The sequence below is a fragment of the Candidatus Thiopontia autotrophica genome, from assembly GCF_982804495.1.
In genome coordinates this window covers 100,058-108,081 of the sequence record NZ_CEYDPX010000002.1, presented here as the reverse complement: position 1 = coordinate 108,081, position 8,024 = coordinate 100,058, and the positions used below count along the sequence as shown (strand labels likewise).

Here is an 8,024-nt window from a genome sequence, read left to right as displayed (position 1 = left end):
AGCGTTCAATCTGAGCCAGGATCAAACTCTTCAGTTCAATCACTGCGGCTGCTTGTGGCAGCCAATCTTTTCTCGAATTGTTCGTAAGCTTCGAAAGAGTCCATTTCTGGACTTTTTCTAGGGTTACTTACAATCGATATTTCTTGCTTAGCAAGATACCGATGCAAGTACCCACACAAATTATCTGACCTGATTTTTAAAGAGCATTTGCATGACTCACGTCGTGCAAGGAGGGCGTATTCTACATCCCTCTATTCGACTGTCAACCACTAATTCAAATTAATTTTTGGTGAACCCGAATTACCTGCTTTTGGTGCCGTTTTCAGCAACAACAATCTGAGCAGGGAGGCGCATTCTACATCCTCAAAAACGCCTGTCAACAGTTTTACAAAATAAAGTACCGGCTCTCGATTATTTAACTGTAACCCTGGCAAATCTACGCTTGCCAACCTGATAAACCTGAGCCTCTCCAGGCATGACTTTCAACTTCGTCTCCTCTATCTTCTCACCATCCACCTTGACTGCTCCCTGACGTATCATGCGTAGCGCATCAGAGGTGCTGGCGGTAAGCCCGGCCTCTTTCAATAAATTGGCAATAGCCAGGCCATCACCCTCTGCTATCAGTTCAACCTCATCCATCTCGTCCGGTATAGCGCCCTTACGGAAACGATTAATGAAATTCTGCTCCGCCTGAGTCGCGTCATCTTGACTATGAAAGCGGGCCACAATCTCTTTTGCCAACTCTACTTTTGCATCTCTTGGATTGCCCCCATCCTCAACACCTTTTCTGAGTGAAGCTATCTCCTCCATTGGACGAAAACTTAGCAGCTCAAAATACTTCCACATCAACTCATCCGAAACCGACATCAATTTTCCAAACATCTCATCCGGGCTATCACTAACGCCAACATAATTATTCAGTGACTTTGACATCTTCTGCACGCCATCCAGTCCCTCAAGAATGGGCATAGTGATAATTGTCTGTGGTGTCTGACCTTCCTGCTTTTGCAGCTCGCGCCCCATCAACAGATTGAACTTTTGATCAGTTCCTCCTAGCTCAACATCCGCTTTCAGCTCTACAGAGTCCCACCCCTGAATAAGAGGATAGAGAAACTCATGAATCGCTATGGGCTGTCCACCCTTATAGCGCTTGTCAAAATCATCTCGCTCCAGCATCCGCGCAACGGTCAGTCTTGATGCAAGCTTGATCAGATCTGCGGCCGACTTCTCGCCCATCCATGATGAGTTGAATACAATAGTGGTCTTCTCGGGATCAAGGATCTTGAAGACCTGATGCTCATAGCTCTTCGCATTCTCCAATACATCATCACGAGTCAGCGGCTTTCTGGTGACATTTTTACCGGTCGGGTCACCAATCATTCCGGTGAAGTCGCCGATCAAAAACATCACCTCATGTCCCTGATCCTGAAATTGACGTAACTTATTTATCAAAACAGTATGGCCAAGATGAAGATCTGGCGCTGTTGGGTCAAATCCTGCCTTGATGCGTAGCGGTCTCCCCTCTTTCAGCTTATCCACAAGCTCGGATTCAACCAGGATCTCCTCAGTCCCACGCCGAATCTCTTCCAATGACTCTTTTATTGATACCATCTTGATCTTCACTCTATATTGATTATTCAGTTTTGAAGCGATAGCCGCGAAGAGTACCACAACTTTTAGCCACCCCTGGACTACATAAGGCGCTCAGACACCCATATCTGTACTCCCACAGCACACCAATTTAATAGTAATTTAATACTTGACAATGTTATTGAATACGACTATCATTGCACCCGTAAAACAGATTTATTTTTATTTTATTAATTTTGATGGAGATTATCATGAAAAAGATTATTGCTACTATTGCTCTTGTTGCTGTTGCTTCTAGCGCTTCTGCTTTCTTCGGTGGAGACAACGATAACCAGTCTGGTTACGGAACTGGTTCTGCTGACGGTGCTTTTGACGGACGTGGACGTGGCGCTGGTAAGGGAAATGCTGACGCAGAAGGTAACTTCAGCATGACTATCAACGCTTCTGGTAAGGGTTCTTCTAACATGGAAGCTGACATGGACGCTGCTGAGAATGCACGTTTTGACGGTAAGAGCGACATCCGTACTGAGTCTAGCCCTTCTTACCCATACTATGGTGCTCCTGTAGCTCCTGCTGCTCAGTAAGACCTAGTCTTCTTAGTTGCAAAAACCCCGTACGATCTACGATCGTACGGGGTTTTTTATGCCCAACACATATTGAAAAACAGATTAAAGCTCTAGAGCGAGAGCACCATCGCTGTTGTTACTGTTACAAAAACTGCACAAACCACCATAAACGAGATAATGAATCTATCCAAAATTCTCTCCTTAATGTAAAAGCAATAAACCACTCAAAAGATGCGTGATCAGAGGGACTCTAACGACTTTGCCATGTACTGTCCAGTGTTTTACCAGATATGTTTTTTCTTATATTTATCAATATGATAAGCAAATACGTTCATGCATAAATTCTGCTAAATAGCAAAAAATTTATACTGGATGCAATAGTCCCTGGTGCATGGTGACAGCAAAAGAGGTGGTCGATAAAAGTGGCGCGCCCGAAGGGATTCGAACCCCTGACTTCCACCTCCGGAGGGTGGCGCTCTATCCAGCTGAGCTACGGGCGCATGCTCAATCTACAGGTGGTGCATTCTACTTGAAGAGGTTAACTATCTCGATCCATTTTTCTATATGAGAGCGCCTCTGCAATATGCCTCATTTCAACCCAGCGATCCTCTGCAAGGTCAGCAATCGTCCTGGCCACCCTTAATACCCGGTGATATGCACGTGCGGACAGCCCCAGAGAATCAATCGCATCAATCAAAAACTGCTTCTCCTCCTGCCCAAGACCACACGCCTCTTCCAGTTGATCACCCTGAAGCTGACTATTTGGAACACTCTGACGCTTTATCTGTATCTCTCTTGCACTTTTGACCCGCCGCCTTACCTGGCTACTATCCTCAACATTATCCTCTCTCTCCCCTGCCAACATTTCAGCAGGGATACGTGCGACCTCAATCTGCAGATCAATTCTATCTAGCAATGGTCCTGAAATCTTTCCCTTATAGCGCTGAATTTGGTCTGGAGTACAGTGACACTTGCCTGATCGATCACCATAATAACCACACGGACATGGATTCATGGCGGCAATCAATTGGAAACGTGCAGGAAACTCCACCTGTGCCGCCGCACGAGAGATGGTAATTTTTCCTGACTCCATAGGCTCTCTCAGTACCTCCAACACACTACGAGAAAACTCTGGAAGCTCATCAAGAAAGAGAACTCCATGATGAGATAGTGAGATCTCTCCTGGCCTAGGACGCCCCCCACCACCCACCAGAGCAACTGCCGATGCAGTGTGGTGTGGTGTTCTAAAAGGTCTAACTCCCCAACGGGATGCATCAAACTGTGGACTGTTTATTGAGTAGATGGTGGCGCTCTCTAGCGCCTCCTGCTCACCCATTTCAGGCAAAATGCCAGGCATTGTAGAGGCCAGCAGCGTCTTTCCAGTACCCGGCGGGCCACTCATAAGCAGATTATGTGAGCCCGCAGCGGCAATCTCCAGAGCTCTTCTGGCTATATGCTGCCCACGCACCTGTGATAGATCAGGAACCTGCTGCTTCTCGATCTCCGCAACATTGATCTCAACAGCAGGAAGAGGCGTCTCATCAACAAAAAATGAGACCACTTGTTGCAAGGTTGTGGCCGGGTAAAAATTTAAGTCGGAGACGTGTGATGCCTCAGTCGCATTCTTTTCCGGAAGTATCAAGGCTCGACCAACATCACGAGCCTTAAGTGCCGCAGGGAGCACGCCTCTAACCTCCCGAATGGCGCCATCCAGAGCCAGCTCACCAATAAACTCAAAAGAGTGCAATTTCTCCGGCTGGATCACTCCAGAAGCCGCAAGAACCCCCATTGCAATTGCCAAATCAAGCCTTGCGCCAGATTTTGGCAGATCGGCCGGCGCAAGATTTATGGTTACCCTTCTCTGTGGAATCTTGAAACCAGAACTGATCAGTGCACCACGTACACGATCCTTTGCCTCTCTCACCGCAGCCTCAGGTAGTCCAATTATTGATATGCCTGGCAGGCCTCCGCTCAGCAATACCTCAACCACAACCTCAGGCGCCTCAATACCAGAGATTGCACGACTATTCACGGCTGCCAATGACACAAAACACTCCTCAGAATTTATTTTGGATACAATAACACGCTATGGATGGCCTCTCTCTTAAACAGCTAGCAACCGATCATATTGGTCCTATCGACCTCTCCATTAACCTTGGGCACAGTATCGGTCTTTTTGGCCCATCAGGCTCGGGCAAAACTTTACTGCTCCGTGCAATCGCTGATCTTGATCCACACCAGGGAGAAATCACCCTGGCCGGCAAATCCCAGATCCAATACATACCAAAACTCTGGCGTCGACATGTTGCATTTTTTGCTACTGAAAGTCAGTGGTGGGGAGAGACTGTAAAAGAACACATGCCCGGACCGGTAGTTCCATGGCTGGAGATGTGTGGTTTTGACCAAACGGCGTTACAGTGGTCTGTTAACCGCCTGTCAAGCGGAGAGAAGCAGAGACTTGCCATTGTCCGTCAACTTGCACTATTACCGTCAGTACTGTTACTGGATGAGCCAACCTCTAGCCTTGACACAAGAAATGGACAACGCATTGAAAAGATGTTGCTTCAATACCAGCTACAGAGAGAGGCCGTATTGATTTGGGTAAGCCATGACAGAGAACAGTTACTGCGGGTTACTCAACGACAGTTTGAGATGAGTGAAGGAAAAATCCAGGAGATTACAAAACATGCCACCTGAGACAACATATTCACTTATTCAATTAACCCCAACCGATTTATTGCTTGCAGCCATATTGATTCTATTGGTTGCAGTTATCTCCCTGATAAACAAGATTAACATTGAAAATAAAATCATATTTTCATCTATCAGAGCCACCCTTCAACTACTGTTTATAGGTCTCGTTCTACAAACACTGTTCAATCACAGCAATCTGCTATGGGTAGCAATAATGTCCATGATCATGGTACTGCTGGCAGGCAGAGAGATTCATGTAAGGCAGCAGAGAAAACTATCTGGTGGCTGGGGCTTCATGACTGGAACAGTCGCCATGTTTCTCTCCTCAATGGTCACAGCCCTTTTTGCTCTGTTGGTAATTATTGAACACGACCCATGGTATCACCCTCAATATGCCATCCCTCTGCTTGGAATGTTACTGGGCAATACCATGAATGGAATATCTCTGGGAATGGACAGACTGACCAGCAGCGTCTGGCAACAGCACAGGATTTTAGAGGCTCGTCTGGCTCTTGGTGAAAGCGCACAAGAGGCCATTCGCAAACTACGAGATGATGCCATTCGCACCGGCATGATTCCGATTTTGAATGCCATGGCTGCTGCAGGTGTTATAAGTCTGCCAGGAATGATGACTGGTCAGATTCTCTCTGGAACCCCTCCAATTGAGGCCGTGAAATACCAGATTCTCATTCTGTTTCTCATTGCAGGAGGGACTGGACTAGGTGTCATGGCATCCGTTTCTGTCTCATCAAGACGTTTTTTTGACACAAGAGACCGTCTCAGAATGGAACGCCTCTCTAGTTAAGCGCGTTAATTCAATAGGTTATAATGTTAGCACTATCGTGCTTGAGAATTTGAAACATACTTTTTGAGAAACGACTTATATCCCGCACTGTTTAGACGCTGCTTTTCATGATCAGCACTTGAGAAACTTTGGTACGGGCCAACATCTACTCTATAGAGCGCACCTTTAGAGGTTTTATCTCTATTTATCTGGACATTTTCAAAGCCATTAAGGATTAGCTCAGCCTTCTGTTTATCAGCAGCCTCTTTGCTGCGAAACGCACCCAACTGAATCAAGTAATTCCCTCTCGGGGTTGATGATCTCTTTACTGGCTGCTTTTTCTTGCCACTCTTCTTCGAAGAGCTCTCTGATTGTTTCCTGGGCCTCTCCTCAACACCTGCGTACTCCTCCTCCGGTAGCATGGAAAAGAAGTCAAACTGAAACTTATCCTCGCTCTCCTGCCCTGCCTTCTTGCCCTTGTCACCATCCTGTTTCACGCTCTGTTTAGGCTCTGGCTCTGCCGGCATCTTCAGCCAATACAGATACCCCCCAAAGATACCCGCAGCAACCAGTGCCAACAGAATAATTGCTGATCCGGAAGATTTCCCTATCATCTTGTGCAGAGCAACCATTACATCTCTTCCGGCGCCGATACGCCCAGCAGCCTCAAACCATTAACAAATACCTGCCGCGCAGCCAGAATAAGAGTTATTCGTGCATTCCTCAACACCTGATCATCCACCAGAAACTGATGTGCGTTGTAGTATGTATGCAACTCATGGGCAAGATCACGCAGATAATGTGCCAACTGGTGTGGCTCACGCTGAAGTGCTGCACTCTCCAGCAACTCTGAATAACGTGATATTCCAACCATCAATATCTTTTCATGCGACTCAGTTAACAGGTGAAGATTTGACTCTCCCTCTTCCTGACTCCACTCCATCCCTTTTTCACCCATCTGTCGCATTACGCTATGAATTCGCGCATGGGCATACTGAATATAGTAAACCGGGTTTTCTGATGATTGAGAGCGCGCAAGATCCAGATCAAAATCCATATGCTGCTCGCTCTTTCTTAGTACATAGAAGAACCTTGCAGCATCATTACCAACCTCAGACCTCAGCTCTCTGAGAGTTACAAAAGAACCGCTCCTCGTGGACATCTGCACCTTCTCACCGCCCCGATAGAGTGATGCAAACTGCACCAACAATATCTCTAGCCGATCCGGCTCCTGCCCCATGGCCGCAAGACCTGCCCGCACCCGTGGCACATAGCCATGATGATCTGCACCCCATATATTTATCATCCTGTCAAAGCCACGATTAAGCTTGTTCATATGATAGGCAATATCTGATGCAAAATAGGTCTTGAGGCCATTGTCACGAACTACAACACGATCCTTCTCATCACCATAGTTTGTAGAACGAAACCAGAGCGCGCCATTTTGCTCATATATATCATCACTGGCCTGCAGCTTCTCAATAGCCTGATCAACAGTGCTGTCGTCCATCAACGACTGTTCTGAAAACCACTCATCGTAGATCACGCCAAATTCAGCAAGATCATCTCTGATATCTCCCAGGATGGCACTGATTGCTGCATGGTGAATCTGGGAATACTGCTCACTCCCCAGCAGACTACGCGCCTGAAATATAAGACCATCTATATGCGCCTCTTTATCTCCATCTGGCTCATCCTCAGGGACCCCATCCATCACAACATCAACTGGATGCAAAAACAGCTCTCCCTGCTCGCGATGGAGCGTTGCTGCAATATCCCAGATATAGTCACCCTGATATCCGTTAACCGGGAACACCACCTCCTCACCACAAAGATCGAGATAACGCATCCATACACTGGCCGTCAAAATATCCATCTGACGGCCCGCATCATTTACGTAGTACTCACAGTGAACTTGATAACCAGTTGCTCGCAACAGGCTGGCTGTTGCCGCACCATAGGCAGCCCCACGCCCGTGACCAACATGGAGCGGTCCGGTCGGGTTGGCAGAGACAAACTCCATTACCACCTTCTCATCACCACCAACATCACTTTCACCATACTTGTCCCCAACACGCAGGACCTCACTAATCACCTCTCCATAAGCTGCATCAGAGAGATAGAAGTTAATAAATCCGGGGCCTGCAATCTCTGTTTTTACTACCTGCTCCGATTCTGGCAGGGCCCCCACAATTTTCTGCGCCAGTTCCCGTGGGTTTGTTTTAGCCTGTTTTGCCAAAACCATAGCCATATTGGTGGCAAAATCACCATGACTCTGGTCTCTTGTGCGCTCAATAAGAACAGCAGGGTCGCTCTCCAGCTGAAGGACACCTGACTCACAGAGATGAGCCAATGCAGACTCAACAAGTTGTTTTAGTTGTTGCTTCACT

7 protein-coding genes and 1 tRNA gene are annotated in these 8,024 nt (G+C 47.1%); 3 read left to right on the top strand and 5 right to left on the bottom strand.

The window, feature by feature from the left end; all coding sequences use genetic code 11:
- Positions 1 to 411: 411 nt before the first annotated feature.
- A complete protein-coding gene (gene tyrS / locus AC3ZFK_RS01885; RefSeq protein ID WP_487505994.1) occupies positions 412 to 1,611 on the bottom strand; it encodes a tyrosine--tRNA ligase in 1,200 nt (399 codons plus the stop codon).
- A 230-nt stretch (positions 1,612 to 1,841) separates the two neighbouring features.
- Between tyrS and AC3ZFK_RS01880 the strand changes: the two genes are divergently transcribed.
- On the top strand, positions 1,842 to 2,174 hold the full coding sequence (locus AC3ZFK_RS01880; RefSeq protein ID WP_487505995.1) for a hypothetical protein: 333 nt from the start codon (positions 1,842 to 1,844) through the stop codon (positions 2,172 to 2,174).
- Between the two features lie 405 nt (positions 2,175 to 2,579).
- Here AC3ZFK_RS01880 and AC3ZFK_RS01875 read toward each other — a convergent pair.
- Positions 2,580 to 2,656, bottom strand: a tRNA-Arg gene (locus tag AC3ZFK_RS01875).
- A gap of 38 nt (positions 2,657 to 2,694) precedes the next feature.
- Positions 2,695 to 4,203 (bottom strand): YifB family Mg chelatase-like AAA ATPase, encoded by a 1,509-nt coding sequence (locus tag AC3ZFK_RS01870; protein WP_487505996.1) that lies wholly within the window; start codon positions 4,201 to 4,203, stop codon positions 2,695 to 2,697.
- A gap of 41 nt (positions 4,204 to 4,244) precedes the next feature.
- Here AC3ZFK_RS01870 and AC3ZFK_RS01865 point away from each other — a divergent pair, with 41 nt between their 5' ends.
- Both AC3ZFK_RS01865 and AC3ZFK_RS01860 read left to right on the top strand, forming a co-directional pair.
- Entirely contained in the window at positions 4,245 to 4,853 is a 609-nt protein-coding gene (locus tag AC3ZFK_RS01865; protein ID WP_487505997.1) for an ABC transporter ATP-binding protein, read from the top strand.
- A complete protein-coding gene (locus AC3ZFK_RS01860; protein WP_487505998.1) occupies positions 4,843 to 5,655 on the top strand; it encodes an ABC transporter permease in 813 nt (270 codons plus the stop codon). Before AC3ZFK_RS01865 ends, AC3ZFK_RS01860 begins: the two co-directional genes overlap by 11 nt.
- Before the next feature lie 32 nt (positions 5,656 to 5,687).
- Here the strand turns inward: AC3ZFK_RS01860 and AC3ZFK_RS01855 are convergent, their stop codons facing one another.
- Both AC3ZFK_RS01855 and argS read right to left on the bottom strand, forming a co-directional pair.
- Positions 5,688 to 6,266 (bottom strand): SPOR domain-containing protein, encoded by a 579-nt coding sequence (locus tag AC3ZFK_RS01855; protein WP_487505999.1) that lies wholly within the window; start codon positions 6,264 to 6,266, stop codon positions 5,688 to 5,690.
- On the bottom strand, positions 6,266 to 8,023 hold the full coding sequence (gene argS, locus AC3ZFK_RS01850) for an arginine--tRNA ligase (RefSeq protein ID WP_487506000.1): 1,758 nt from the start codon (positions 8,021 to 8,023) through the stop codon (positions 6,266 to 6,268). Before argS ends, AC3ZFK_RS01855 begins: the two co-directional genes overlap by 1 nt.
- Position 8,024: the final 1 nt, after the last annotated feature.